At 44.5% G+C, this 25,338-nt stretch carries 24 protein-coding genes; 6 read left to right on the top strand and 18 right to left on the bottom strand.

Annotated elements, in window-relative coordinates:
* Positions 1–13 precede the first annotated feature (13 nt).
* The 9 genes from PPIS_RS10055 to leuS are packed head-to-tail and all read right to left on the bottom strand — an operon-like array spanning position 14 to position 9,362.
* Entirely contained in the window at positions 14–787 is a 774-nt protein-coding gene (locus tag PPIS_RS10055; protein ID WP_010372048.1) for a septal ring lytic transglycosylase RlpA family protein, read from the bottom strand.
* Positions 787–1,893, bottom strand: coding sequence for a rod shape-determining protein RodA (gene rodA, locus PPIS_RS10050; protein ID WP_010372045.1), 1,107 nt, complete (start codon positions 1,891–1,893; stop codon positions 787–789). Before rodA ends, PPIS_RS10055 begins: the two co-directional genes overlap by 1 nt.
* Positions 1,890–3,758 carry a penicillin-binding protein 2 gene (gene mrdA / locus PPIS_RS10045; RefSeq protein WP_010372042.1) on the bottom strand — a complete coding sequence of 623 codons (1,869 nt, stop codon included), beginning with the start codon at positions 3,756–3,758 and terminating at the stop codon, positions 1,890–1,892. The genes rodA and mrdA overlap by 4 nt, the downstream gene beginning before the upstream one ends.
* 2 nt (positions 3,759–3,760) lie before the next feature.
* Entirely contained in the window at positions 3,761–4,231 is a 471-nt protein-coding gene (rlmH, locus tag PPIS_RS10040; protein ID WP_010372039.1) for a 23S rRNA (pseudouridine(1915)-N(3))-methyltransferase RlmH, read from the bottom strand.
* A gap of 1 nt (position 4,232) precedes the next feature.
* The gene (gene rsfS / locus PPIS_RS10035; protein ID WP_010372036.1) at positions 4,233–4,550 is read right to left on the bottom strand and encodes a ribosome silencing factor; all 318 of its coding nucleotides are present in this window, start codon (positions 4,548–4,550) and stop codon (positions 4,233–4,235) included.
* Between the two features lie 52 nt (positions 4,551–4,602).
* Positions 4,603–5,238: a nicotinate-nucleotide adenylyltransferase gene (gene nadD / locus PPIS_RS10030; protein ID WP_010372033.1), complete on the bottom strand. Its 636-nt coding sequence runs from the start codon at positions 5,236–5,238 to the stop codon at positions 4,603–4,605.
* Entirely contained in the window at positions 5,235–6,278 is a 1,044-nt protein-coding gene (gene holA, locus PPIS_RS10025; RefSeq protein WP_010372030.1) for a DNA polymerase III subunit delta, read from the bottom strand. Before holA ends, nadD begins: the two co-directional genes overlap by 4 nt.
* Entirely contained in the window at positions 6,278–6,790 is a 513-nt protein-coding gene (locus PPIS_RS10020) for an LPS-assembly lipoprotein LptE (RefSeq protein WP_017216350.1), read from the bottom strand. The genes holA and PPIS_RS10020 overlap by 1 nt, the downstream gene beginning before the upstream one ends.
* Positions 6,774–9,362 carry a leucine--tRNA ligase gene (gene leuS, locus PPIS_RS10015; RefSeq protein WP_010372023.1) on the bottom strand — a complete coding sequence of 863 codons (2,589 nt, stop codon included), beginning with the start codon at positions 9,360–9,362 and terminating at the stop codon, positions 6,774–6,776. Before leuS ends, PPIS_RS10020 begins: the two co-directional genes overlap by 17 nt.
* A 248-nt stretch (positions 9,363–9,610) precedes the next feature.
* On the opposite strand from leuS, the gene PPIS_RS10010 reads away from it, so the two are divergent.
* The 5 genes from PPIS_RS10010 to PPIS_RS09990 all read left to right on the top strand — a co-directional run bounded on the left by PPIS_RS10010 (position 9,611) and on the right by PPIS_RS09990 (position 16,563).
* Positions 9,611–10,687, top strand: a complete 1,077-nt coding sequence (locus PPIS_RS10010) for a PepSY-associated TM helix domain-containing protein (RefSeq protein ID WP_026345572.1) — start codon at positions 9,611–9,613, stop codon at positions 10,685–10,687.
* A 180-nt stretch (positions 10,688–10,867) separates the two neighbouring features.
* Positions 10,868–13,003, top strand: a complete 2,136-nt coding sequence (locus tag PPIS_RS10005; RefSeq protein WP_010372017.1) for a TonB-dependent receptor — start codon at positions 10,868–10,870, stop codon at positions 13,001–13,003.
* A gap of 134 nt (positions 13,004–13,137) precedes the next feature.
* On the top strand, positions 13,138–13,596 hold the full coding sequence (locus PPIS_RS10000) for a zinc ribbon-containing protein (RefSeq protein ID WP_010372012.1): 459 nt from the start codon (positions 13,138–13,140) through the stop codon (positions 13,594–13,596).
* Positions 13,597–13,667: 71 nt separating this feature from the next.
* A complete protein-coding gene (locus PPIS_RS09995; RefSeq protein WP_010372009.1) occupies positions 13,668–16,097 on the top strand; it encodes a Lon protease family protein in 2,430 nt (809 codons plus the stop codon).
* On the top strand, positions 16,084–16,563 hold the full coding sequence (locus PPIS_RS09990; RefSeq protein WP_010372006.1) for an FKBP-type peptidyl-prolyl cis-trans isomerase: 480 nt from the start codon (positions 16,084–16,086) through the stop codon (positions 16,561–16,563). The genes PPIS_RS09995 and PPIS_RS09990 overlap by 14 nt, the downstream gene beginning before the upstream one ends.
* 115 nt (positions 16,564–16,678) lie before the next feature.
* Here PPIS_RS09990 and PPIS_RS09985 read toward each other — a convergent pair whose 3' ends face one another.
* The 9 genes from PPIS_RS09985 to PPIS_RS09945 all read right to left on the bottom strand — a co-directional run bounded on the left by PPIS_RS09985 (position 16,679) and on the right by PPIS_RS09945 (position 23,877).
* Entirely contained in the window at positions 16,679–16,909 is a 231-nt protein-coding gene (locus tag PPIS_RS09985; RefSeq protein ID WP_010372003.1) for a hypothetical protein, read from the bottom strand.
* 68 nt (positions 16,910–16,977) lie between these two features.
* Positions 16,978–17,247: a hypothetical protein gene (locus tag PPIS_RS09980; RefSeq protein ID WP_290442399.1), complete on the bottom strand. Its 270-nt coding sequence runs from the start codon at positions 17,245–17,247 to the stop codon at positions 16,978–16,980.
* Positions 17,248–17,300: 53 nt separating this feature from the next.
* The gene (locus PPIS_RS09975) at positions 17,301–17,939 is read right to left on the bottom strand and encodes a DUF4178 domain-containing protein (protein ID WP_010371998.1); all 639 of its coding nucleotides are present in this window, start codon (positions 17,937–17,939) and stop codon (positions 17,301–17,303) included.
* Between the two features lie 65 nt (positions 17,940–18,004).
* The gene (locus tag PPIS_RS09970) at positions 18,005–18,694 is read right to left on the bottom strand and encodes a PspA/IM30 family protein (protein WP_010371996.1); all 690 of its coding nucleotides are present in this window, start codon (positions 18,692–18,694) and stop codon (positions 18,005–18,007) included.
* Positions 18,695–18,709: 15 nt separating this feature from the next.
* Complete coding sequence (locus PPIS_RS09965; protein WP_010371994.1) at positions 18,710–19,123, bottom strand: DUF2170 family protein; 414 nt, start codon at positions 19,121–19,123, stop codon at positions 18,710–18,712.
* Positions 19,124–19,203: 80 nt separating this feature from the next.
* Positions 19,204–20,856, bottom strand: a complete 1,653-nt coding sequence (locus tag PPIS_RS09960) for a polyamine aminopropyltransferase (RefSeq protein ID WP_248694157.1) — start codon at positions 20,854–20,856, stop codon at positions 19,204–19,206.
* A gap of 87 nt (positions 20,857–20,943) precedes the next feature.
* On the bottom strand, positions 20,944–21,843 hold the full coding sequence (locus PPIS_RS09955) for a DUF350 domain-containing protein (protein WP_010371990.1): 900 nt from the start codon (positions 21,841–21,843) through the stop codon (positions 20,944–20,946).
* Positions 21,844–21,866: 23 nt separating this feature from the next.
* Positions 21,867–22,805 carry a hypothetical protein gene (locus PPIS_RS09950; protein WP_010371988.1) on the bottom strand — a complete coding sequence of 313 codons (939 nt, stop codon included), beginning with the start codon at positions 22,803–22,805 and terminating at the stop codon, positions 21,867–21,869.
* 289 nt (positions 22,806–23,094) lie between these two features.
* Entirely contained in the window at positions 23,095–23,877 is a 783-nt protein-coding gene (locus PPIS_RS09945) for a sporulation protein (protein WP_010371985.1), read from the bottom strand.
* Between the two features lie 286 nt (positions 23,878–24,163).
* Between PPIS_RS09945 and PPIS_RS09940 the strand changes: the two genes are divergently transcribed.
* Positions 24,164–25,105: a sensor domain-containing diguanylate cyclase gene (locus PPIS_RS09940; RefSeq protein ID WP_010371984.1), complete on the top strand. Its 942-nt coding sequence runs from the start codon at positions 24,164–24,166 to the stop codon at positions 25,103–25,105.
* Positions 25,106–25,338 lie beyond the last annotated feature (233 nt).

Here is a 25,338-nt window from a genome sequence, read left to right as displayed (position 1 = left end):
CATTGCGGTTATTCTAAAGTTCCTGCTCACTGTAAAGCAAGAAAGCACGACTAAATTGACCTTGTTGTAAGGTTTTTAGTAAAGATTGTGCTTGATTGTCGTCGGTAATTGGGCCGACTCTAAGCTTGTACAGGTTGTTTTCAAACGTGATGGGTGTACCTAACCCCAGTTCTTGTTTTAACTGACCTGCTAATAACTGTATGTTCTCAAGTTTACTGCCAGCAGCAACTTGTACATAGGTTAGCCTTGGAGACTCGCGCGATAGAGTAATGGCTTCGACCTTAACGCGCGCTGTACCCTGAAGGTGATAGCCTAGCTTATAGGCGGCAGCGTAAGATAGGTCGATTAATCTATCGTCGTGGAATGGACCTCGGTCGTTAATTCTAACGATGGCAGAGCGTCCGTTGTCTAAGTTTGTTACTTTAGCGAAGCTAGGGAGTGGCAGCGTTTTATGTGCCGCTGTCATATCGAACATATTAAAAATTTCACCATTGGAGGTGTGGTAGCCGTGGAATTTACGGCCATACCAAGAGGCGATACCTTGTTGCTGATACCCATGCTCGTCCGAAATTGGCGTGTAACGTTTTCCAAGTACCGTGTAGGGGCGATTGGCACTCACGCTCTTTTTCTCGTTGGTGACAATGGCATCTTGCATTTCCAGTTCGGTAGGTTCGCGCAATGGCGCTTTATCATGACGAATATGATAACGGCTACCACAAGCGCTGAGCACGCTTAACAGGGCCAATACTAAAACCAGTTTTGAAATTAGGGTAATACGAACTGTCATTATTTTAACAACATCCTCTTATCTGTTGCGATTGCCATAATAATGCCAAAACCGGCCATTAAGGTCACCATCGATGTGCCACCATAGCTAATTAGGGGCAGTGGTACACCTACTACTGGCAAAAGACCAGAAACCATTCCAATATTTACAAAAACATAGACGAAGAAGGTCAACGTCAGTGCTCCCGCAAGCAGTTTACTGAAAGCGTCTTGTGCTTGCACTGCGATATACAATCCACGACCAATTATAAAAAGATACAAGCTGAGTAAAATAGTGACGCCCAACAAGCCAAATTCTTCGCTCAGCACCGAGAAGATAAAGTCGGTATGGCGCTCAGGTAAAAATTCTAATTGAGATTGCGTTCCATGCAGCCAGCCTTTGCCTTCAACGCCACCGGAACCTATCGCAATTTTCGATTGGATAATATGGTAACCAGAGCCCAGCGGGTCGCTTTCTGGATCTAAAAAGGTCAGTACACGTTGCTTTTGATAGGCATGCATTCCGTAATGCCAAAACGCATAGCCACCAGGGACCGCGAGTAATAAACCAGAGCCGATTAAACGCCAACTTAACCCAGCTAAAAAGAGCGCAAAAATACCAGAGCTGGCGATTAAGATAGAAGTACCCAAGTCGGGTTGCTCTTTGATAAGGATAGTGGGCACTAACACAATCACAAAGCCGATTGTTAAATTCAAAATACTAGGAGGTAAGTGAGAGCGGCCAATAAACCAAGCGACCGTCATGGGTACTGCTAGCTTCATTATTTCAGAAGGTTGAAAGCGGGTAACACCTAAGTCGAGCCAGCGCTGAGCCCCTTTACTACTGACTCCAAAAAACAGCACGGCGGCGAGCATGCCAAGACCTAAGAGGTAAACCGGAATTGCCACACGCTTAAGTGTATTGGGAGAAAACTGCGCCATAAATAGCATGGCAACTAATGCACCAAACATGCGTGTGCCGTGGCGCATCATCATGCCCATATCTTGTCCACTAGCACTATACACAATCGCGAGACTACCAATCATCATAGTGATCAAGGCGGCAAATAACGGTAGGTCGATATGAACTTTTTCAAATAGCGAACGCGGCTTATTCAGCGGGCTCATTGCTGTTGCTCCTTCTCAAGCGGGTAGGCTGAAAAGTAATAATCCATCACTTGTCGTGCCATTGGCGCTGCGATAGCACTACCACCACCTTGGTTTTCGACAACCACAGTGATAACAATTTGAGGGTCATCAAAAGGTGCAAAACCTACGTAGATACCATTGTCTCTGTGTTTTTCTTTTAGCTTTTTGGCATCGTATCTTTCGCCCTGAGCAATGCTGACAACTTGTGCGGTACCTGTTTTACCTGCGTGGTCATAGGTCACGCCCTTAAATGCGCTTTTTGCGGTACCTATTTTTACTGTGTTGTGCATGGCTTTTAATGCAATATCCCAGTGATAAGGGTTTTTCAACACAACGGGTGGTTTTTCTTCCGTAAATAGTTGTTCCACTTCAGTGTCTTGCTTAGAAATTTGTACTAAGTGCGGCTGGCGGTGTATACCTTTATTGACCAAAATGCTCAGCGAGTTCGCTATTTGCATTGGAGTGGCAGTCCAGTAGCCTTGCCCTATCCCAACAGAAATCGTATCTCCTGGGTACCATGACTCTTTAAAACGTTCTCTTTTCCATTCAACCGATGGCAAAATGGCGGAGGTTTCTTCATGAATATCGATACCCGAAAGCTCACCAAAGCCAAACTGGTTCATAAAGTCGCTAATTTTGGTTATGCCGAGTTTATATGCGGTTTCGTAAAAATAGGTGTCACAAGACTGCTCAATAGCCTTATACACATCAACATGCTCATGGCCCCAAGGGCGCCAGTCACGCCATTTATGTTTTACATTGGGAATTTGAAAAAAGCCGGGATCCCAAATTTTGGTTGTTTCGGTGACAACACCTTCTTCCAGTGCAAGCACTGCAAGATGGGGTTTCACTGTGGAAGCAGGAGCATAACGGCCTTGAGTTGCACGGTTGATAAGCGGTCTGTCTGGGTTGAGCAAGGCTCGGTAGTCTTTGCCGCTGATCCCGTGAACGAACAGATTCGGGTCGTAACTTGGGTTAGAATAGAGCGCTAAAATTCCGCCATCGCGTGGATCCATAACGATGATCGCGCCTCGGGTGTCTTTTAGTACATGTTGGACGATTTGCTGCAAGCCGATATCAAGCGTTAGCACCAAGTCTTTACCTGGTTGTGGCGTTTCCATGCTTAGCGTGCGAATGATACGGCCGCGATTATTCACCTCGACGCGACGAGAGCCCACAATACCGTGTAGCTGTTCTTCATAAAACTTCTCGACGCCGAGCTTACCGATATCATGGGTGGCACGATAGTTAGTGTCTTTGCCTACTAGTTCGAGGTCAAAGAGTTCCTCTTTATTGAGCTTTGCGACATAGCCAAGGGCGTGTGTGAGGGTATCTCCATAAGGATAATAACGGGATAAGCGCGCTTCAACACTAAAGCCTGGCAGGCGGTGTTGGTTAACCGAAAGGATCGCAACTTCTTCTTCATTCAGACGACCTTTTAATACTTGGCTTTTGAAGCGACGGTTATGCTTGATTTCCTTTTTGAAATCTTCTACTTCTTGCTCAGAAATTTCGATGAGTTGACGTACAGAAGCTAATGATGCTTCGAGATCTTCGACATCTTCTGGGATCACTTCAAGGTTGTAAACAGGGCGGTTTTCGGCGAGCAAGACACCATTGCGGTCGTAAATCAGACCACGATTAGGGGCGACCGGAATGACTTTAATACGGTTATCGTTGGAGCGGGTGCGATAGGTCTCGTGCTCGGTTACCTGAAGCTTGTAGACATTGTGAAACAAGATCCCAACAATAATAACGACAAAAACAAAGCCGACAAAGGCCCGTCTCGCAAAGAGGTTAGCCTCGGCAGAATGATCCCTAATCGTCGGCCGTTTTTTTATCATTATTATTCTCTGTGGTAAGGGTGATTGTTATTTAAACTCCAGCCGCGATACAAGCTCTCGGCAACCACTATACGCACCAAAGGGTGGGGTAGGGTTAAGTTTGATAATGACCATTTTTGTTCAGCCGCAGCAATACATTCTGGTGCAAGCCCTTCAGGGCCGCCAATCAGTAAGCTAACATCACGACCGTCCAACTGCCACTTTTCCATATTGCTCGCAAGTTGGTGTGTATCCCATGGCTTGCCAGTCACTTCTAAGGTTACGATGCGATTGCCTTTTGGAATAGCGGCTAAGGTTTTTTCACCTTCTTGTTGCAAAATGCGTTTAATATCTGCGTTTTTCCCCCGTTTGCCAGCGCTAATTTCAATTAACTCCAGTGGCATATCTTTGGGAAAGCGTCTTTGATATTCGGTGAAGCCAGTTTCAACCCACTTCGGCATTTTGGTACCTACTGCAATGAGTTGGATCTTCACATTAGCCCCACAGCTTTTCTAGGTCATAAAAATCACGGGTTTGGTCTTGCATTACGTGAACAACAACGTCGCCCAAATCAACCAATACCCACTCACCAACGTCTTGACCTTCTTGGCCAATTGGTGTTTCTCCAGCATGACGTGCTTCTTTTGCGACATGATCGGCAATCGATTGTACATGGCGTTTTGAGGTGCCTGTACAGATCACTAAGTAATCGGTGATTGAAGAAGTTTCGCGAACGTCGAGCTTAACAATATCACGCGCTTTCATATCATCTACTTTGTCTAGCGCGAAATCTAATAACTGTTGTGAATCCAAGTTTTTGTCTCTGTATTTCAAATAATCGGCGATTTTAACATGCTTTATAGGGTTAATCAGCATACAAGCCATGGCTATTTATATAATCTATGACAGAAGCAGGCAGCCAATGTTCCAAATATTCTTTATCTCGCTGTGCAATTGCAGCTCTTATTGTACTCGATGCAATGTCTTTTTGCTCACCGTGAAGGAAATAGCAATGTCCAGCCTTGGTGGTTTGGAGCTTATTTAAGTTATCTGTGCGTGCTTTAGCTAAATAAGCCGAGACTTTAGCATCTGGTGAGCAATGTTCTTTTGGGCGTTGATACACCACAAGATGGCACAGCTTTGTGATTTCTTGCCATTGATACCAAGTGTGCAGACTATTAAACGAGTCCATACCCATTAAAAATAAAATCGGCTGGTCCTGATATTCGTTACGTAGTTCTTGCAGGGTTAGCAGGCTGTAAGAGGGTCCTTGTCGGTCAAGCTCACGTCTATCAATAACCAGTTTTTGTTGCCCTGATAGCAAATTTGCAACCATCGCTAGGCGATGCTCGTCACTGATGCTGGGCTTTTGCTTATGAACCGGTATGGCACAAGGTAAAAACTTTAACTCAGCCAGACTTAACTCGTCGACGCAGCGCATCGCCATATTTAAATGACCTAAATGCGGAGGATCAAAAGTACCACCAAACAGAGCTATCATACATGCTCACTCTGGCTAATTGGTAGCGGCATCGTGATAGGTGTAGCAAAGGCCAGCGCGATGTGTGCTAGAGCTTGATATGGCGCAGTGAGCCTGGCTTCTTTATATGCGGTATCAAAGTCTGCCATCATACAAAGCAACTGTTTCATCTGCTCTAGCGTTAATCTATCTAACGCTTGCTGCGTGATGGTTTGCTGATTTTTCCAGACATTATGCTTTTTATAGGCATCTGCAAGAGTAGTGCCGGTTTGCCACAAGGTTTTAACACCCAGTAGGGTGCGAGCTTGGTTTTGCAAGGTCCAGAGAATACTCGCGGGCTCCACATTATCGCTTGCGAGCTTATTCAATACTTTGATGATTTGTTTAGGGTTGCCACTTAGCAATCCGGTATTTAAATCAAAGATATCGAACTTAGATTGATTTAATAAGCCGCTCAGCAATTGCTGTTCATCAACCGGGTTTTTACCAAATAGTAAGGAGAGCTTTTCGAGCTCCTGATGCGTTGCAAGCAAGTTGCCTTCTGTGGCGACGAGGAGGGCGCGCTTGCCTTGTGGAGACACCGACAGCTTCAGCCGCTTACATTCGTCATCAAACCAACGTTCAAGATGACGGCCCGTTAACGCATAGCAAGGGACAAACAGGCCTTTAGGCTCTAATGCTTTGAACCAAGCTGTGCGTTGAATGTCTTGACCCGCGCCCAGTCCTTTAAAAATAACAACGACATCTGGATTGAGCTGTTCGGCCAAAGACTTCAAAACTGCAACACCTTGGGTAGGAACTTTTTGCTCGTTAAAGTCGAACTCGATGAGCGTACGCGCACTGAACAAAGACATACTGTTGTACTGCGCACTGAGCTCTTGCCAGTCAAATCCCGGAAGTAGAGCAAATTTAATGACTTCGTCAAAGCCTTGTTGCTTAGCTGCGGTTCGTATGGCAAGTGCACATTCGCCTTGCTGAAAGGGTTCTTCACCAAAGACCAGATAAAAAGGCGCAAGCCCTTTATTTAGGTAATTGGAGAGTTGATTGGCATAACAACGCATTACAGTTGCGACAACTCTCGAATAATACGTTGGCTTGCAAGACGACGCATCTCGGTTAGGATCAGCTCAAGCTCTTTTGCTTTTGCTAATGCATTGTCTGGGTCGTCCTGATAGTTGCGATACAGCTCGAACATTTGTTTAACGGGTTCTTGGCCCGGACGACTCAAACGGTATGACACGCGATATGCCAGTTCATACTGAGCAACTTGACCATTTTTGAACAAACTGAGTGTTTGACGTTCAAGTGAGTCATTGTACAAGTACAACTCGGCGGCTTGTTTGGTATTTTTTGGCGTAAGGGATACCTGAGCGCGCTGAAGATCGGACTGTAGCTGTTCAAACAAGGCTGAACGCTTGTCGTCACCGCTTAAGGTGATTTCTTTTAGATCGTCAGGCAGATAAGAGGCTTGCTTGAGGTGAAAACCACAGCTCGCCACGAACAAGCAAGCTAGCAAAACTGCTAGCTTGCTGGTGTGCCAAAATAGGCTACGCATCTTAGTTTGCAACCACATTAAGTAGCTTACCAGGAACATAGATCACCTTACGGATGGTCTTGCCGTCAGTAAACTTAGTGACGTTTTCTTCGCTAAATGCAATCGCTTCAACTTGTTCTTGCGTTGCATCTGCCGCCACGGTGATTTTAGAGCGCAGTTTACCGTTGACTTGTACAACGATAAGCTTTTCATCTTCAACGAGCGCACTTTGGTCAACAACAGGCCATGCCGCATCAAGGATATCGCCAGCTTTGCCTAGCTCAGCCCATAATTCGTGACACATGTGCGGTGTGATAGGCGCCAGCATGATCACCATGGCTTCTAGCGCTTCGTTTGCTAGTGCAATGTCCTGCTCATCGCTCAGTGGCGCTTTGATAAGCTTGTTTGAAAGCTCCATCACCGCCGCAATTGCCGTGTTGAACGTTTGACGGCGTTCGATATCGTCTGTCACTTTTGCAATGGCTTTGTGGATATCGCGACGGAGTGTCTTTTGCGCTGCATTTAGTTTGCTTAAATCAAGCTCGGCAGTGCCTGCTTGCTTTACGTCAACCGCGTATTTCCAAATACGACGAAGGAAACGGTGCGCACCTTCAACGCCTGAGTCAGACCATTCAAGCGTTTGCTCTGGTGGAGCCGTAAACATCATGAATAAGCGAACCGTGTCAGCGCCGTATTGCTTGATAACCGTTTGCGGGTCAATACCATTGTTCTTCGACTTAGACATTTTGCTCATGCCTGCAGAGAATACCGGCTCGCCGTCTTCATTATGCCACGCTTTAGTGATGCGGCCTTTGTCGTCAGTCTCAGTTAATACGTCAGTTGGTGCGATCCAAATATCGCCGCCTTTCTCGTCTTTGCGGTAGTAAGTGTCCGCAAGTACCATGCCTTGACAAAGCAAGCGCTCAAATGGCTCATCAGAGTTCACTAAACCAAAATCACGTAGCAACTTGTGGAAGAAGCGCGAGTACAACAAGTGCAAGATAGCGTGCTCAATACCACCAATATATTGGTTTACTGGTAGCCAGTAGTTTGCAGCACCTGGTTCAAGCATGCCTTCATCGTAGCGTGGGCTACAGTAACGTGCATAGTACCAAGATGATTCCATAAAGGTGTCGAATGTATCGGTTTCGTGGAATACCGCTTCACCATTTATTGTTGCTTTTGCCCATTCTGGATCTGCTTTAATCGGTGAAGTTACTCCATTCATGACTACGTCTTCAGGTAGACGAACAGGGAGCATGTCTTCAGGTGCAGCAAGCTCAGAACCATCTTCTTTGTTTAACATTGGGATTGGCGAACCCCAGTAACGCTGGCGGCTTACACCCCAATCGCGAAGACGGAAGTTTACTTTACGTTTACCGACGCCAAGTGATTCTAGTTTAGTCGCGATGGCGTTAAATGCGCCTTCAAAGTCTAGGCCATCGAACTCGCCAGAGTTGATAAGCGTACCTTTTTCGGTAAATGCCGCTTCAGCCAGATTAGCTTCTACTTCTGCGCCGGCTAGAGGCTGAATAACTTGTTTGATCTCAAGACCATAAGCGGTTGCAAACTCATAGTCACGTTGGTCGTGACCCGGTACTGCCATCACGGCACCTGAGCCGTAATCCATTAGTACAAAGTTAGCTACCCAAATTGGCACTTCTTGCCCTGTGAGTGGGTGGATAGCAGTAAAGCCAGTTGCAATACCTTTTTTCTCCATTGTTGCCATATCCGCTTCGGCAACTTTGGTGTTTTTGCACTCTTCAACAAAGCGAGAGATTGCATCGCTGTTTTTCGCCGCTTCCTGAGCGATCGGGTGGCCTGCCGCAACCGCTACATAAGTCACACCCATAAAGGTATCTGGGCGGGTGGTGTATACGGTGAAACTTTCGTCGTTGTCGGCACGTTTAAAATCGATTTCAACGCCTTCTGAGCGACCAATCCAGTTACGCTGCATGGTTTTAACTTGCTCAGGCCAGTGGTCAAGCTTGTCTAAGTCATCCAGTAACTCTTGGGCATAATCAGTGATCTTAATGAACCATTGTGGAATTTCTTTTTGTTCGACAATAGCACCAGAGCGCCAACCACGGCCGTCAATTACCTGTTCATTTGCCAGTACCGTTTGGTCAACTGGATCCCAGTTTACCGTTGACATCTTTTTGTATACTAAGCCTTTTTCGTAAAGCTTAGTGAAGAACCACTGTTCCCACTTGTAATATTCAGGGTGACAAGTCGCGATTTCACGATCCCAGTCGTAACCAAAACCAAGTAACTTAAGCTGGTTGCGCATGTAGTCGATATTTTCGTAGGTCCATTTCGCCGGTGCAGTATTATTTTTAATTGCTGCGTTTTCAGCTGGAAGACCAAACGCATCCCAACCCATAGGTTGCATAACGTTTTTGCCTTGTAGGCGTTGGAAACGAGAAACCACATCACCAATGGTGTAGTTACGTACGTGACCCATGTGGAGGCGACCACTTGGATATGGGAACATTGAGAGACAGTAGTACTTCTCTTTACTTTCGTCTTCGACAACTTTGAAGGTATTGTTTTCTTCCCAGTACGACTGTACTTTGGCTTCGATATCTTGCGGGTTATATTGCTCTTGCATCTAGGTTTCCAAACATCTGGCAAAATTAATAGAAAATTGCTCGATAGCATACCCGAAATTGGCCAGCAATCACAGCACCTAGAGTGGAATTATTTTAGTCGATTGTCGCGGACGAAAGAGCGTGTTGAAGTGGAGATAAACTACGCGAAGACCAGCAGCGGTAAAAGCGTAAATTTTGTGCTGTTGCAAGTAAGAGTTATTATCACTTACTATTGCTAAATATCGAAAGAAGTTTGAGAATTCCCTTGATAAAATTGTGGTTACGCCGTGCTCACCTAGTAATGGCGATAGTGGTTGGTGCATTTATTATTTGCTTAAGCTTAACTGGGGCACTGCTTATATACGCCAAAGATATTCAATACCTTACTCAGCCTCAGTTGTGGCGAGTTGAGCCGCAGTCTAAGCCTCTTGGGGTAGAGCAAATAGTCACCTCAGTTGAATCTACAACCGCTGAAAAAGTTTCACTGTTTATGCCTGAGCAGCAACCGGATTTGGCGTGGCAACTGAAGTTGTCTAGCGGTGATTATGTCAGCGTTAACCCCTACAGTGGCAAGATCCTTCATCGCTACGAGTATTACTCTACGCTATACGGTTATACGATGGCGCTACATCGTTGGTTGTTGTTTGAAGATGCTGACAACAAAAAGCCGCTTAGAGACTGGGTATCTATTTGTGCACTTGTACTCATTATTGAGTTGGTGTTGGGCTTTTATCTTTGGGTAAAGCCTAAAAATCGCTTGAAACGGCTAGTGATAAAACCAAAAGCTAAGCTAAGGATCCTGCTTTATCAGTTACACACCGTATTGGGGGTATATTTGCTTTTACCTATACTGCTCATTGCCTTTAGTGGTATGGCGTTTAACTGGAAGCCGCAAACTAAGGCTGTGGTTGAGTGGTTGAGCTTTGACGAGGTCGAAGCAAGACCAAAACCGCCCACTATTGCGGTTAATTTTCACGGCTTACCCTATGATTTAAATAGCGCTACAACACGCGCAAAAACCACCTTCCCAGACAGTCAGCTGTTCCGTATTTATATGCCTGACAAAGCGTCCGACAGCATCGCTTTCAGAGTTCAAAATCCAGGCGAAAGTCATGCCTATAGCTGGGTTTGGGTAAACCCTTATAATAGTGAGGTTGTAGCGCAATATGATGCGTCAAAAGCGGGAGTCGCTACGCAAGTTTGGAACTTTAAGTACAAGTTTCATATTGGTGATTTTGCAGGACCCATCGTGCAATTTGTCTGGTTAATACTTGCCTTAGCTCCGACCTTTTTCACGGTATCCGGCCTGTATTTTTGGTTACAACGCCATCGCAGGAAGAGGTAATTAACTTCACTCTAAGTTACTGTTATGTAGATATAATTGCAAAAAGTGGTGCAGAGTAGGATAATTTTTCAGTAAAGGGTAATGCAAATTATTCACATTTGCCTTGTTTTTACTGAGGTTTGCCAATATTATATTGCCGCTTTTTACATCATTATTATTCTAAATCCAGCAAGGATAACCATGTTAAAAACTACTCTCAGTATGGTAGCGTTGGCTGTTAGCGCAGCAGCCATTGCAGACGATACCAATGTTAAAGATCTTCAAGCTGCAGATATGGAGCATATCGTGGTCTCGGGCAGTCGTGTGTTTGAAAGCATCGATGAAGTGCCTGCCTCTATTACGATTATTAATCAAAAACAAATCGAAGATCATTTAAAAGTAAATCCAGAACTACAAAGTTTGTTATCTCAAATTGTTCCTGGTCTTGCTCCGGATACGGGTAGTTCAAGTAATACTGGGCAATCGTTGCGTGGACGTGCACCACTGGTGATGATTGATGGTGTACCTCAGTCTACACCACTACGAAATGGTTCTTTAGGTGTAAAAACACTCGATCCAAGTGCCATCGCCCGTATAGAAGTGATCAAAGGGGCAACCTCAATTTATGGCAATGGTGCTTCAGGCGGGATCATTAACTACATCACCAAGCAGGCCAAAAGCGATGGCAAACCAGAAGGTGAAATTAGCCTATCTAGCCGCTTTAGCGCAGTAAAGCTTGCAGAGAGCGCCGGTGCTCGAATTGCGGGCGCGGTTAATGGCCGCGTTGACCAATTTAGTTATTTAGTCACGGCAAGCTATGAAGAAAATGGTGTTCAGCGTGATGCTGAAGGTGATATTCTGGGTTTACAGTATGGTCTGTCGGATACTGTGACAGAAAACTATTTTACTAAGCTTGGCTATGACTTTGATGAAGACAAGCAACTGCAATTTAGCTACAACTTCTACAGTTCTCAGCAAAAAACTGACCTAGGTGATGTGTTTGGTAACATCAATTTAGGTGAAAAATCTTACGCTATTCACGTGCCACCAGCTCAGCAAAAACAAGGTAAGCCTCAAGGGCCAGAAGGTAATGAAAACATTACTTTGAAATACACCGATATAGAAGTTTTTGCTAATACACAAATGACGCTTGATGCGTATATGCAAGACATTGAGAACGTGTTCTTCTTCTCTCCAAGCTTAGCAAACCCTGATGAAGGATACACTGGCGGTCAATCTATCATCCGCTCTGAAAAAAAGGGCGCGCGTGCGACATTTAATACCTTGGTTGATTTTGACAATGTCCAAGCTACCTTCATTTATGGTATCGATGCGTTGAATGATGTGACCTCACAGCCACTTGTCGATGGTCGTATTTGGGTGCCAGAAATGGACATGGAAAGCATCGCAGGTTACCTACAGACCAAGTGGATTGTTGCGGATGACCTAGTGTTAAAAGCGGGAGTGAGACAAGAAAGCATTGATCTTGCGGTAGCTGATTACCAAACACTAAAACTTTGCCGTTCAGCGGATCAGTGCTCTGTGCCACTTAACGTGAAAGGCGACACCATTGACTATGATGCCACAACTTACAATGTGGGTATTAAATATAACGCGAATGAAAAGTTCAGCCCATTCGCCAGTTACTCGCAGGGCTCTGATATCTCCGATATTGGCCGTCTGCTGCGCAGTGCAACGGTAGAAGACATAGGTCAAATTCAAACAGAAGCATCGATTGTTGATAACTACGAAATCGGTTTTAACTCTCAATTTGAGACGTTACGATTTGAATTTGCGGCATATAGAAGTACGTCTGAGTTTGGCACAACGAATAAATTCAATGAAGTAACCGGAGTTTATGAGCCTGTTCGAGCACCACAAAAAATATGGGGCTATGAGGCACTTGTCGATTACAAGATCAACGACTCGCTAAAACTCATTGCGACATATAGCTATGTAGAGGGTAAAGATACCGAAGCCGATACTTATCTTGGCTCTAGACAAATTAGCCCACCAAAGCTTACGGCAAACCTAAACTGGCAGCCAGTTGATGCGCTATCGATGACGTTAAGCTGGTTACATGTGGGCGACCGTAAACGTTTTGAGCGGAACGATAAAGGCAACTATGTTGGCGATCAAGGTCCAATTGACAGCTACAACGTGGTTAACTTTAGTGGTCAATATCAATTCGACCAAAGTTGGCAAGCTTTTGTTGGTATTGAAAACTTATTTAACTCAGACTACTACCCAGCTCGCGCACAAGCCTATACGTACGGTGGCTACAATATTAAAGGCCTTGGTACAACAGCAACGGTTGGCGTGAAGTATCGTTTCTAAGCTAATAGCAATGACTTTTGGCTTCATAATCCGAAGCCAAATGGGTTTGCTGAGCACCAAGTTCAGCAAACCCTAATACAATGAATGGTATATCTGGTCTACACTTAATCTATTGGCGAAACAGGAGTGTAGCAATGGCGGATTATCAAAAATGGCTGGATCAATTTTCCGATTGGCTCAAAGACGTCAAAGAACATGAAATTGACGATTTATCTAAGCGATTCTGGGAAGCGCAGAGCGCACTGAAAGACTACACCAAACAAACCTATGATGATTATAGTTACTATCTAAAACGTGACTTGGAACATCTTCTCGAAAACAAAACCTTCTACGATGAAGCGGCTTGGAGTGAACTCAAAGCCAACATCTTATTCGAAATATCCCAATTAGAAGATAGAACTCAACTTGAGTGGTCCGCACTTTTAAAAGATTTTGAACACCAAGGCATTTATAAAGAAGGTGAATGGATAGCTTTGGGACAATTAGTGTGTAAGAATTGTGGCTATAAATTAGATGTTTATTATGCCATCAAGATCCCAGCTTGCAGCGAGTGCGGGCATGGGGAATATACTAGAAAAGCATTAGCGCCCTAAAGTGTGGGCGCTCAGCTTGGAAGCACCAAGCTGAGTAGACTAACGTATGCGAATAATACAAAGAAGTTAGAATGACCAAATCTAAATTGTCGTGTGAAAAAGCACTGCCTGCGAGTCAGCTCGCGCCATCAGTTTCGTTGACTCACATAGAAAATTGTATCCAAAACCCTTATCCAGAAGCACTACCGTTTATTGGCCAGCAGCGCGCTCAAACCGCGCTAGACTTTGCTTTGGGAATGGAGCTTCCTGGTTATAATGTGTATGTCATGGGAGAAGCGGCGCTGGGTCGTTTTACCATGGTAAAAGACAAGCTTGAGGCACACAGTAAAACTAAGCCAACGCCTAAAGAATGGTTGTACGTCAACAACTACGACGACCACCGCGAGCCTATCGCGCTATTTATGCAGGCGGGTGAAAGTAAGCAGCTTGAGGCTGATATAGACGCCTTCATCGATGAGATCTTAGATACTTTTCCTGCAGCTTTTGACAATCCGGGTTATCAACGTAAGAAAAAGTCGCTAGATAAAGAATTCGAACAAAAATACGATGCTGCGATCACCGCTGTTGAGCAGCAAGCTATGAATATGAGCGTTGCACTGATAGAAGATACGGGGACTGTTGGCTTTGCTCCTGTGGTCGATGGTAAGCAGCTCAGTGATACGGAGTTTTCGGCTCTGGACGAGCATGTTCAGGCACACTTTTTAACCGCAATAGAAACATTAGAAGATGCCCTAATCGAATCGCTTATTGAGCTGCCAAGATGGAAGCGTGAATCTTCTGAGCGCTTACGTAATCTTAAAAAAACTACCATCGAAGTGGCGACCAAACCGCTATTAAAAGCACTTGAGCATAAGTATGCCGCACACATTGGCGTGCTGCGTTATCTTAAAGATCTGAAGGTTGAAATTGTCGATGCGGTATTAGATTGGCTAGACGACGATAGTAGCAACAGCGACGAAAACAAAGATGACTTTGACTCAAAGGGAATGCTCACGGACTTTTTTGCGCCCAATATTCTGGTTGAGTTTAAAGAGGACGACCCTGCGCCTGTGGTGTATGAGCCAAATCCGACCTTTGGTAATATTTTTGGTAAGGTGGAATATGCAACCTCTCAAGGTAATTTGATCACCAGCTATCGCTCTATTCAAGCCGGTGCATTGCACCGCGCCAATGGCGGTTATCTGATCATGGATGCTGAAAAGGTCATGGCTAACGCGCAAGTGTGGGATGGCCTTAAACTGTCGTTAAAAACCCACCAAATTAAAAATGACCTACCGTATCAAGACAATTCGGTGGGCAGCAGCTTTACCTTAAAGCCGCAGTTAATTCCATTGGATGTCAAAATTATTCTTTTGGGTTCGAGAGATCTATATTACACCATAGGTGAGTACGATGAAGAGTTTGCAGAACTATTTAGAGTGCTGGCCGATTTTGATTACTATTTACCAAGCTCGGACAAAATGCAGTATCAATTTATCACTAAGGTGATGGAATACTGTAATGATACCTTGAAGATTGAGCTTAGCTCAGCGGCGCTGGCGCGTATGCTTAAATTTAGCTATCGCCAAGCGGAGCACCACAGTAAGCTTTCGGCGCGCTTTGCTGATGTTTTGGAGCTGGTGGCAGAAGCCAGTTTTTATGCCAAGCAAGATGGCGTAAACCAAATAGCCGCTAATCACATCGATGAAGCGATAGCTGGAAAAGAATATCGGACTGGGCAGTTGAGTGAAAACATGCTCAGCGATATTCAAGAAGGGCATACTTTGATTGCAACTGAAGGCACCGCAATTGGTAAGGTAAATGGCCTGACGGTACTGCATATTGGTGACACCGCATTTGGTACGCCTGCGCGTATTACCTCTACGGTATACGCGGGTGCTGACGGGGTGATTGACGTTGAACGTGAGGTAGATTTAGGTAAGTCAATTCACTCAAAAGGCGTGATGCTGCTTACGGGTTACCTAGGTAATAAGTATGCGCAAGACTTTAGCCTGACACTTAGCGCAAATATCGCCATTGAACAAAATTATGGTTTTATTGACGGTGATAGCGCATCACTTGCAGAACTTTGTGCGCTGCTATCGGCGGTGACGCAACTACCCGTAGATCAATCTTTAGCGCTCACTGGCTCAATAAACCAACACGGTGAAGTACAAGCCATTGGTGGTGTAAACGAAAAAATCGAAGGCTTCTTTAAACTCTGCAAAATGCGAGGCCTCACAGGTAAGCAAGGGGTGATTGTCCCTGAATCTAACAAGGTCAACTTAGTGTTAGATGATGAAGTGATTGCGGCTGTTGAAAAAGGCTTATTCCATGTCTACGCCGTTGCCACAGTAGATGAAGCGCTTAGCTTGTTAATGGATAGACCAGCAGGGGCGCTAAGTGATGAAGGCTATCCCGAAAACAGTATCAATGCAGTTGCAATGGCGAAACTTGAACGTATTGCAAAAGTAGTAAACGGCGATGACGACAAAGGAGAAGAAAGCCATGACGACAACTAACATTATCCTCGTTATCGTTGCACTGGTGATTGCAGTGGTGTTTTTTCGAGGTGGTCAGAAACAAAAGCAGCTTGCGCAGTTTAATCGAATTCAAGCGGCAGACTTTTTGAAAGAAAACGAAAAGCGCGCAGAGGTACATAAAACTGACTCAGGTCTTCAGTACGAAATAATCACTCAAACTGACGGTGGCAAGCAGCCAAATGCAACGAGCAAAGTTAGAGTGCATTATCATGGCACTTTACTTGATGGCTCCGTATTCGACAGCTCGGTACTGCGTGACCAACCCATTAGCTTTGGACTTAATCAAGTGATCCCGGGTTGGACCGAAGGTGTGCAGTTGATGAGCGAAGGGGATAAATACCGCTTTTGGATTGGTCCGGATCTAGGCTACGGTGACCGCGCAGCAGGTAAAATCGAACCGGGTTCGTTGTTAGTGTTTGAAGTTGAGCTGCTCGCGGTAGAGTGATGATCTCAAAGCGATGAGGCTCTAGCAGCTATTTTTATTTGCCCAAGCGTGATTAACCGTCGCTACAATTGTTAAGGTGGACTGCTAGAGAGAAATGATGTTATTTAAGCTCAGGTTATTTAGAGCCATCCTGTGCTGATTTTGTGACAAGGACGTCACAGAGGACATTTTTGAAGATGTGTATGCCAGCAGCTAATGCTCCTAAAATTAATAGGTTGGAAGATAATGGGTCATCTTCCAATAAGTAGTTATTCAATAATGCTATTAGTAACATCATGATGACTACGAAAATAAGTGGTTTCACACTATGTTTATCAATACTTTTCTTAATCTCTGCTTCTGTCATCGTTCCCTCTTAGGTTGTAGCTTTAACTATTTAAAATAGTTGGAAAATTAATGGACTAGTATTACTGCTCACTTGTTTCTTTTATCTGAGTAGCGACTGAGTAGCATATTGGCGACTTGTTGCTTTACAGCCCGTTTGTCGTTGGGAGCAACGCCAAAACGTTCTGCCAGTAGTGCGATTTCATCATCGGTTAAATTGAAGGATAAGCGTTGCCGAGTTTTCTTCGATTTAACTTCTAAATCAAGGATCTTTCTGATCATATCGGATGGCGTTAGCTCTTCGTCTATTGCCTGTTTTTTAATACTTTTTTGTACTTCCGTGGTTAAATCGAAGGCCATTTGTGTGGCCCTCAATGCGACTTCTTGACGTTTCCACTTGTCTTCTCTTGTGGTCACGAGTTAGCTCCAGGAAATAGGTCGACAATATCGCTCAGTGGGCGACACATGGTTAGTGACACGTCAGTTTCCCCCCCATCCCAGATCTCAATATTGATAGCGAACTTTTCGTCAGGACTCAGTAACTCGATAACTTCACATACTTCGCCACTTTCATCTTGATAGCGTGGCAAGGCGCGGCCGCGATAATCGCTATCGTAAAAATAGCAAACGTAGGGCGCTTCGCTTTGTTGATAGCTTTTACCTAAAAATCGCTCGAAAATCTCTGGAGTGGCGTGGGTGTCGATGTGGGTCAGTGCTTCTTCATCGAAAATACGCGCAAATTCATCAAGCGTAAAAATAGCGTCGACGTCTTCTCTTTGGATTTTGATAGAGAAATTCGCGTATTCCTCACCGTCACTTTGTTCAATTTGCAAAAAAGTAATGTTACCTGAATCACTTTCGAGAACAAATTCATATGCAGCGCTGCGTTCAAATTGGTAAGTTTGTACGCCAACAACTTTTAGGGTTTGTCCCTTGAGCCAGCTTGGGTAAGCGAACGAATCGATGATGGTGAGCATGTCCCCAACTTTCAGATCTTTTGCATGAGTAAGTTGTCGCTCAGGAGTTTTTTTTGATTTAAAAAAGCCAAACATAATGCACCTACATAATCAAAAAGGGTAAAAAGGAGGCGAGGCCTCCTTTTTCTAATCAGCAAATATTAGTTGCTTTGTTTAGCTCTAATACGTTCAAGAATATCATTACTCTTTTGCGTAGAGCCAATACCTGCTTCTGCCATTTTAGCTTTTAGATCTGCACCCGTTGCAGCGGCTTCAAGCTCTTTTGCCGCAGCCAGTTGATCTTGCCTATCTTGCTGGCGTTGCTTGATACGCTCAAGCGACTGACGTGCATTTACCATAGATGACGCATTGGTATTTAGCGTGCTGTTTACTGCCATGGTTGCTTTTTGAACGCTGTCTGTGGTTTTTACCATGGTCAGCTGGCGTTGGTTTTCTTTAATCGTTTTTTCAGCTTCTTTGATCTGCTGCTTTAACAGGATCACATGTTTACTAAAACCGTCTAGCACTTGCTGATGCTCTGCGCGCTCAACTTCAAATTCACCGATTTTCTCTGCGATTTCTACCGCTAAAGCTTCGTTACCTTTTTCGAGCGCTTGTCCAGCATAGTTTTCATGCTCGATAATGCTTTCGTCAAGTGCAGCTAATTTGCGTTTTGTCTGCATCTCTTTCGCCATTACTTCAGTTAAGCTCTTTTTGGCTTTAGCTAAAGCGTTTTGTGCGTCAGCAATTTCTTGCTCAAAAATACGAATGCCATTTGCGTCAACAATTGACTCACCAACTTCTCTAGCGCCACCACGAACAGCAGTAAATAATTTCTTTAAAATACTCATTTCACAACTCCAATATTATTCATTCAAATACACAGTCACTGCATCTAATGCTTCGATTGCATTGTCCGCGAGGGTGACCAGTTCGTGCGTGATCTCATCAATTGAGGAGGAAACGGCTAGAGCACCAAATATCGCATACTGCTCATCAATTTTAGCAAACGCACTCAGCGGGATCGGCACATTCAGTTTTAATAGTGCTTCGTTTAACTCGTTTAGCAACTCAGGCTTTACCTCATTCTCTTTAAATAGGTAACTAATGCATACAAGTTGTTCTTCAGTCTGAGTCACAAAAATTGGTAATTCGTCATTTCCGTCAACAATCACTTGCAATACATCTTGCTCGCCTTCATTGGCGATTAAGAAAGATTCGAAGTTAGCACCTTCTGTTTCAAATGATGCTAATTTGATTGATAGTTCATTTAATTCCATCTTCATTTACCTTTTTGTTTTGACATATTATGTCTGAGTTAAGAGTTGCACGTAAGACATAATATGTCAATGGCCGTGCGCTAATTTTTATACAACTCATCTTCTGTTCGCCATGCTTGGCGATAATAATCGTATAGTCTCCCCGTTCCTAACTGGTTGACTTCAATATCTTTTGCTCCATCAAAAAAGCGATTTGGGAAGGCGAAAGTCGCGAGTAAATACTCTTTGTTTATCCAGTTACTTGGAACAGGCAAAGACTCGGCCGACCGGATCCTAGCACTTGCTGGTTGTCCTGCTCTCGTTGCGATTGTCCATCCCCATTGGCCAAATGAGGGAATATTCTGTTGGTACTGCTCAACATGCGTAAACCCGGCATGTTTTACCGTTTTAGCTATGCTAATAAACGCTTTTTTGGCGTGATAGGGAGACGTTGACTGAATAGCGAGTGCACCATCAGGTGCCAGTAATTGACGCACATGATTATAAAAGTAGTCGCTATATAGCTTGTTTAAATCGGGGTGATTAGGGTCGGGTAAATCGATAATGATAGTGTCAAATTGTCTACCTTGGTCGAGCATTTTTTCTACTTCTAAAAATGCATCTGCAACGATAACCGTCGCTCTTGGGTCGTTTAACGCGTCGCTATTCAAGCGGGTTAATTGACTGGTGATATGCGGTCTAGCCGGGTAAGGCTGCCCTTGTAGTCCAAATAGTGAGAGCAGTTGCCCATCCAAATCGATTAAGGTTGCATTTTCAACAGGCCATTCCAGTACATCTCGAAGTGCCAGACCATCTCCGCCACCAATAATTAACACCTTTTCGCGACGGTTGGATGCCAGCATTGCAGGATACACAAGCATAGTGTGATAGATCTGTTCATCCACAGATGAAAACTGTAATCGACCATTTAAGAATAAATCGTTAATTGGCATGGGTTGTGCGCGGCTCAATCGCTCAGTGATGACAACATGTTGATACTTCGTTGACTCTGAATAGATCACTTTGTCTTTGTAAAGCACATTGCTGAGGTCTTTCATCCAAAGAGAGCCATGGCTTAGGATGACAAAAAAGATACCAAGCAACACAAAGTGGCAAGCAAACAGTAGCTTAGCGAAGCGGACATGAGCATGGTAACGCCATAGGAAGATAAGTCCTGCAACAATATTAAATAGCGCAGTCCACGCTGCTGCTTGCATTATTGGCAGCGCAAGCATAATCGTGACCCAAATGGCAGCACCAACACCAGCACCGATATAATCTGCACCGTAAATGGTACCTGCGTTATTTTCAAGGAAGCGGCCATACACTTGTTGACGGATCCTAGCGATCAGCGGAATTTCCATGCCAATTAAAATGCCTAGGATGAGGCCGAAAACATAAGGTAGAAATCGGGCAAATGCTTGTAATTGCGCAAATGGCATGCCATCTAAGACACTATCGGGAGGCAGGCTGTATAGGCTAGAAAGTGTATGGGGCAGGGTATAGGTAAGTGCAATAACACTGGCGATCACCAAAATACTGCTCATGCCCAGTAGCGCGATTAGGCTTTCAAGCCAAGCAAAAGCGGTAAAAGGATCTTTAAACCAGCGTGCTAAAAATGCGCCAATGCCCATGGCCACGATCATAGTGCCTATCATGGCATAAATCGCGCTTTCTACGGAGCCTAAAACGCGACCAGCATAATGGGAGAGTAAATATTCGTAGATTAGGCCGCAACCGGCCAAAATAGCCATGACGCCAATTAGTAGGGTGTCGTGACCGAACAACGACCAGTTGCCGGTCACTCTTGCTGAAGTTTGTGGTGCAGATGCGCTCAAGGGTTATGCACCTAACAAACTTGCCATAGTCGTACCAATCGCAAAAGAAAGCGCGGCTGAGATTGCAGCAACACCAACATTCTTTTGTCTGTTCACTTCATCGGAAATATCTTTACCCGCCAGAATAATTTTTATCATGATGAGGTGTAAGACGATGAAAAGCACAATGCTACCCAGTGCCGCAATACTCCAGTACAGTAAACTTGAGTTAATGTTGTCCGCTACATACGGCGCTAAACCGGACGCCGCAGTTAGTGCCAGTGCTGAGCCGATTAAAAAGCCAGCGTAGCGGATCCCGACCGCGATATTGTTGTCTTTGATTGCTTGCTGTAAACAGTCGCCACTTTTGTTGGTGCGCTTAAATAGTTGTACTCGGTATTGGCTTACAAGCAGCATACAAATATTACCAATAATGAAGGCCGCAACCACAATCGGTAAACCATACCAGCCCTCTGTGAGTACCCAAAGCAAAGCTGAGCGGATCACAATGGCAACGCTCACCACATGGCCAAAATCAATCAGTGCTGAGGTGACATTACCTTTAACGATTTCGTCATGAAGGTTCACCTTGCGTAACGCGACTTTATCTTGGAAAAAGTGTCCGAGTTTGATAAGAATGATACCAACGATACCATAGCCCGCCATTTGTAGTGCTTCTTGAGCCAAAGAACTGGCAAAAGCACCACTTGAAATACCTGAAATCACAATGGCTAAACCTGCTAAACCACCAGCAAAGCTGAGGCCAAATGCAAAGTTGTCTTTTTCTGTTATTTCATCGTTTGCATGAAGGTTAGATACCCAACCTTTGATGTATTTTAAGCTAACAAACAACGCGACGATCACCGCCATATCTATTAGCAATGCTTGAAAAGTCCAAGCTGTTAATCCGTTAAATTGGTACATGTGTTAACTCCGCTATATATGCGCTATTTGCCCCGGCTTACGCCACGGGAGGTTCTACTTGAGCTATTGCGAACTGAGCCGTAGCTTGAGGTTCGAGAGTAGCTGCTTCGAGTTACTGCTGATGGGGTATTACTACTTCGACTTAACCCTGACGCGCCAGACTTTTTCTTGGCATAGGGACTGGTAAACTGTTTACCCTGTCTTTGATACGATTGTTGAGTACGTTTGGCGAGTTCAGTTTGGCGTTTGTAGCTTTTATAACTGGTGTATCTATGGCGACCATAGTCACTGTAGTAGCTGTATTTGCGGTGTTTACTCCAGCGGCCATACTCCACATCACCAACAATATCTCCAAGCATGCGATACATGCCGTACCACATCCAAAAGCTAGTGCCGTTTGAGTTGGTCTGCCATTCGCCATAGTTGGCATTACCAACAAGCTGGTTACCGACACCGGTCTGACCATTTGCTGTTTGTTTTGCTTGCTGACTGATTGCGCCGACTCGCGCTAGCTTCCCATCTGACATATCGGCTAAAACATTGATTGGATCTGTCAGCGCATCATTGAACAAACTGATTGAAGCTGCTTCTTTTAACAAGAGCGCTTGGTTGATAATATCATCGCTGTTCATACTTGGAGCGGGGGACTTGAGGGACTGATAACGAGTCAATAAACTCTGATATAAGGTTCCACTGCTTGTTGCGTCTTGGGAAATAATTTGCGCAATTTCACTGAGCTGAGGTTTTTGCTGACTAAGTACTTTGCCATACTCAGTCAAAAGGTTGGCGTTTCTCACCTGCTTTTTATCAAGGGCGGTTCCCAGCGTATTTATCGCTGTTGAAGCTTCTTGAAGTGTATGTGTAATGGTTTGCTGGATACGTTCTTCTTTCGATTCGCAGCCCAGCATTAGGCTCAAAACACACAGTAGGCTAACCAGTTTCCAAATTCTAAAGTTGGACATTCATTGTCACCTAATCTACCTTGACCATTCGTTTTAATGTGCTGTTTTATTGAGTTTAAGTCAACTCAAACGTGCCGTGATCGGCATGTTAAAGGGGCTTAAATTGTAACAATAAATCAGTCTAGAAAGTTATTACCTATACACCTTAACATTTGTATTAACATAAACCATAGCGTTAGGTGGACTGGGATAATAATAGAGTTTGTTCATATAGAAGTTGCATTCGTATGAATGCAACGATCACCAAAGCATCAATATAAATCTATCAATACTATAAGGTTAATATACCTTAGCAATTCGCCTCTAGAATGTCATAGATAGCATCTTCTAGGTCTTCTAAATCTGCTTCATCTATCAACAATCTGGCTTTTGACTCATCAAGGTCTAGCGCCTCCGCAAAGAAGCCTTTAAAGCCTCGCGCTTTGCGATCAATCTCAAAGATGATTTCGAGTTGCTCACCACGATTAAAGAAAACCATTTCTACTTCATCAAAGCGACCATGGAAGTCACCTGTGATCGTTTTAAACTCTAGTTCTTGTACGAATGGCAGGCGTGAGAATGATACTTCATCAATACCTTCACAGTCTGATTCATAAAGTTTAAAGCCAAGCGCTTCCATCGCATCGATAGCCGCTTGTTGTAGCTCGGTAGGTACGATATGTAAATAGTCCCTATCTGACTTGTCGAGCGCCATATCAATATCAAGGTTGGTAGCGATCCAAGTTTTGGATTGGCCAACAGTAAGCGGGGTTTCTTCAGCGAGGTCAAGCGCGAATGGAATGTGCTTTTCATCACCGGGTTCGATAGTAAATCGTTCGTTGATTTGAAATTTAGCAAGGGTGTGGTTTTTAGTGATGGTCGTTGTTTCACCTTCACTGTCTTCTCTTTCAACTGTGTAGTTGCACATTACGTTAAGATCTATTTTGTTGATCTCTTGAGCAACTTTGCCACCGATGATTTTAACCGTTCCAGAAATTTCTTCGCCAGGGGAGGCGTGATGGGTTTCTAAGATGGTATCTACTTTTGCTGCACCGATACCGACTGCGCCAAGGGCTTTTTTGAAAAAAGACATAGTCATCCTTATATATCTTGTGACCTTCCATCATGGAAAGCGCTGCCGTGTCGATTATAGGAATTATTATCAATTCGTCAATTGCTTTTCTCCTTCGAAGCCGATGACATGAAAATATTTTTATGATGCAGTCGGTAATTAGTCATAATTCGCAAAATTGGTATATTATTTTTATAACGATAGCTGTAGATGAGCTGTGTTCATTGGCATGTTTCAAATTGCAAAGTTCAAGTTTATAGAATTATGGAACAGGATGTTGCAACGCCTCATGATTAAGGACCGTCGTATGGCCCGCACTCAAGCTTTGGCGCAACCGAGCTATGAGGAATTGGCGTCGACATTGAGTGCGATGCCGGACTTGATGTTTGAACTGGACGAAGAGGGGCGACACTGGGACGCCAGAATACTCCGCCCTGAGTTATTAGTCGCGCCAGCAGAACAATTGATTGGCCATACGGTGACTGAAGTGATGCCAGAGCAAGCCGCTAAAATAGTGATGCAGGCATTACAGGAAGCAAAAGTTAACGGCTACTCACATGGTAGCCATATTCACTTGTCTACGCCTGTTGGCGAGCGTTGGTTTGAGGTCTCTATTGCCCGTAAGGTTGTCACTGCAAGCGATAATCATGCAGAAACACGTTTTATCGTGTTATCTCGGGATATCAATGACCGTAAGTTGGAGTATCTTGAAGCCGAGAAGCTGGCGTATCATGACCAATTAACCGAGCTACCGAATCGCCATGTTCTCCAACATGGGTTAACGGAGCAGCTCCGTATAGGTCAGCAGCTTGGTAGTTATAGCGCAATCTTGTTTTTGGACCTTGACGATTTTAAAAAAGTAAATGACTTGCATGGCCACCATGTGGGGGACCAGCTACTTAAGGCGGTTGCCCAGCGTTTGTGTGCTAGCGTACGCCAAGATGATGTGGTGATCCGTTGGGGAGGCGATGAGTTTGTGATTTTAATCACTCACTTATCTCCACAACAGCCTCAAGCCGAATCTCATGTGGTTGGGATCTGCCAGCAAATAATCAACAAGGTAGATAAGCCATATCTCTTTGAAGGCAATAAGCTAAGTTGTCGGATTAGTATCGGCGTCAGTCTGTTTAATAACCTCGATATCGAGACTGGGATCCAACAGGCAGATTCCGCTATATATCAAGCCAAGCAATCTGACAGCGTGCGCTATGCTTTCCACAACAAACCAATTAAGGATGTTGGAACCTAGGGCCTGTTGACCTTTGCTGTTTGATTTTTGTTCTTCTGAGTGTGTTTTGGTAGCGACGCTCGACTTGCCGCCTAGTAATCTAGGCAAAAGTTGAGCAACAATGAACAAAGCGCACTCAGGTGAACCCAAAGGGCAGCGCTTGACTGGCATTTCTACTGTGTTATCACCTGACTTACATAGAATAACTATGCTACGCAGGCTCTGCCTTGTATAAATACCTGTCAAACTGCTGC

The organism is Pseudoalteromonas piscicida (assembly GCF_000238315.3).
GTDB lineage: Bacteria > Pseudomonadota > Gammaproteobacteria > Enterobacterales > Alteromonadaceae > Pseudoalteromonas > Pseudoalteromonas piscicida.
This window is presented reverse-complemented; position numbering and strand designations above follow the sequence as displayed.

Excerpts from the sequence above, each read along its gene's own strand:
- PPIS_RS09985 (WP_010372003.1), bottom strand. The coding sequence starts at position 16,909 with ATGACAGAAGCAGAGATTAAGAAAAGTATTGATAAACATAGTGTGAAA.
- PPIS_RS09960 (WP_248694157.1), bottom strand. The coding sequence starts at position 20,856 with ATGGCTATTTTGGCCGGTTGCGGCCTAATCTACGAATATTTACTCTCC.
- PPIS_RS10000 (WP_010372012.1), top strand. The coding sequence starts at position 13,138 with ATGGCGGATTATCAAAAATGGCTGGATCAATTTTCCGATTGGCTCAAA.
- PPIS_RS09975 (WP_010371998.1), bottom strand. The coding sequence starts at position 17,939 with ATGTTTGGCTTTTTTAAATCAAAAAAAACTCCTGAGCGACAACTTACT.
- PPIS_RS10005 (WP_010372017.1), top strand. The coding sequence starts at position 10,868 with ATGTTAAAAACTACTCTCAGTATGGTAGCGTTGGCTGTTAGCGCAGCA.
- PPIS_RS09990 (WP_010372006.1), top strand. The coding sequence starts at position 16,084 with ATGACGACAACTAACATTATCCTCGTTATCGTTGCACTGGTGATTGCA.
- PPIS_RS09940 (WP_010371984.1), top strand. The coding sequence starts at position 24,164 with ATGGCCCGCACTCAAGCTTTGGCGCAACCGAGCTATGAGGAATTGGCG.
- PPIS_RS09970 (WP_010371996.1), bottom strand. The coding sequence starts at position 18,694 with ATGAGTATTTTAAAGAAATTATTTACTGCTGTTCGTGGTGGCGCTAGA.
- nadD (WP_010372033.1), bottom strand. The coding sequence starts at position 5,238 with ATGATAGCTCTGTTTGGTGGTACTTTTGATCCTCCGCATTTAGGTCAT.
- PPIS_RS09945 (WP_010371985.1), bottom strand. The coding sequence starts at position 23,877 with ATGTCTTTTTTCAAAAAAGCCCTTGGCGCAGTCGGTATCGGTGCAGCA.
- PPIS_RS10020 (WP_017216350.1), bottom strand. The coding sequence starts at position 6,790 with ATGTGGTTGCAAACTAAGATGCGTAGCCTATTTTGGCACACCAGCAAG.
- PPIS_RS09965 (WP_010371994.1), bottom strand. The coding sequence starts at position 19,123 with ATGGAATTAAATGAACTATCAATCAAATTAGCATCATTTGAAACAGAA.
- PPIS_RS09995 (WP_010372009.1), top strand. The coding sequence starts at position 13,668 with ATGACCAAATCTAAATTGTCGTGTGAAAAAGCACTGCCTGCGAGTCAG.
- mrdA (WP_010372042.1), bottom strand. The coding sequence starts at position 3,758 with ATGATAAAAAAACGGCCGACGATTAGGGATCATTCTGCCGAGGCTAAC.
- PPIS_RS09955 (WP_010371990.1), bottom strand. The coding sequence starts at position 21,843 with ATGTACCAATTTAACGGATTAACAGCTTGGACTTTTCAAGCATTGCTA.
- PPIS_RS09980 (WP_290442399.1), bottom strand. The coding sequence starts at position 17,247 with ATGGCCTTCGATTTAACCACGGAAGTACAAAAAAGTATTAAAAAACAG.
- PPIS_RS10055 (WP_010372048.1), bottom strand. The coding sequence starts at position 787 with ATGACAGTTCGTATTACCCTAATTTCAAAACTGGTTTTAGTATTGGCC.
- leuS (WP_010372023.1), bottom strand. The coding sequence starts at position 9,362 with ATGCAAGAGCAATATAACCCGCAAGATATCGAAGCCAAAGTACAGTCG.
- rodA (WP_010372045.1), bottom strand. The coding sequence starts at position 1,893 with ATGAGCCCGCTGAATAAGCCGCGTTCGCTATTTGAAAAAGTTCATATC.
- PPIS_RS09950 (WP_010371988.1), bottom strand. The coding sequence starts at position 22,805 with ATGTCCAACTTTAGAATTTGGAAACTGGTTAGCCTACTGTGTGTTTTG.
- holA (WP_010372030.1), bottom strand. The coding sequence starts at position 6,278 with ATGCGTTGTTATGCCAATCAACTCTCCAATTACCTAAATAAAGGGCTT.